The sequence below is a fragment of the Pseudonocardia terrae genome, from assembly GCF_021343995.1.
In the GTDB taxonomy this organism is placed as follows: Bacteria; Actinomycetota; Actinomycetes; order Mycobacteriales; family Pseudonocardiaceae; genus Pseudonocardia; species Pseudonocardia terrae.
Window position 1 is genome coordinate 1 of sequence record NZ_JAJTTE010000145.1, and the last position, 1,379, is coordinate 1,379.

Here is a 1,379-nt window from a genome sequence, read left to right on the forward strand (position 1 = left end):
GGGTGTGGTTGTGTGTTGAGTGTTGCATAGTGGATGCGAGCATCTTGTTGTGGTCAAGTGTGTAAGGGCACATGGTGGATGCCTGGGCATCAGGAGCCGATGAAGGACGTGGGAGGCCGCGATAGTCCTCGGGGAGTTGTCAACCGAGCTGTGATCCGAGGGTGTCCGAATGGGGAAACCCAGCGCCCGTCATGGGGCGTTACCAGCATCTGAATTCATAGGGTGTTGGGGGGAACGTGGGGAAGTGAAACATCTCAGTACCCACAGGAAGAGAAAACAACCGTGATTCCGTGAGTAGTGGCGAGCGAAAGCGGAGGAGGCTAAACCGTGTTCGTGTGATACCCGGCAGGGGTTGCGGATGCGGTGTCGTGGGACATGACCGTTGGAATGCTGCCGCGTTCCAGACATTGTGCATGCGGGTTAGTGGAAGACTTCTGGAAAGGGTCGCCGTAGTGGGTGAGAGCCCCGTACGCGAAAACGCGCAGCGCATGATGGACTTCATACCCGAGTAGCAGCGAGCTCGTGGAATTTGCTGTGAATTTGGCGGGACCACCCGTTAAGCCTAAATACTTCCTGGTGACCGATAGCGGACGAGTACCGTGAGGGAAAGGTGAAAAGTACCCCGGGAGGGGAGTGAAATAGTACCTGAAACCGTGTGCCTACAAGCCGTCAGAGCCTTTTGGGGTGATGGCGTGCCTTTTGAAGAATGAGCCTGCGAGTTATGCTTCGTGGCGAGGTTAACCCGTGTGGGGGAGCCGTAGCGAAAGCGAGTCTGAACAGGGCGTGTAGTCGCGGGGTGTAGACCCGAAGCGGAGTGATCTACCCATGGCCAGGGTGAAGCGTCGGTAAGACGTCGTGGAGGCCCGAACCCACCAGGGTTGAAAACCTGGGGGATGAGCTGTGGGTAGGGGTGAAAGGCCAATCAAACTCCGTGATAGCTGGTTCTCCCCGAAATGCATTTAGGTGCAGCGTCGTGTGGTGGGTACCGGAGGTAGAGCACTGGATGGCCTAGGGGGCCGACAAGCTTACTGAAGTCAGCCAAACTCCGAATGCCGGTACTGTTAGCGCGGCAGTGAGACTGCGGGGGATAAGCTTCGTAGTCGAGAGGGAAACAGCCCAGATCACCGGCTAAGGCCCCTAAGCGTGCGCTAAGTGGGAAAGGATGTGGGATCGCCGAGACAACCAGGAGGTTGGCTTAGAAGCAGCCATCCTTGAAAGAGTGCGTAATAGCTCACTGGTCAAGTGGTCCTGCGCCGACAATGTAGCGGGGCTCAAGCGCACCGCCGAAGCCGTGGCAATCCGACATTCATCCGCCGGTCCTGTTGTGGGGTTGGTGTAGTGGTTGGGTTGGGTAGGGGAGCGTCGTGCATCCGGTGAAG

Annotated in this window: 1 rRNA gene; it reads left to right on the top strand. The window is 57.6% G+C overall.

Annotated features, from left to right (window positions below):
* Positions 1 to 51 precede the first annotated feature (51 nt).
* Positions 52 to 1,379, top strand: a 23S ribosomal RNA gene (locus LWC33_RS34620); the annotation flags it as partial.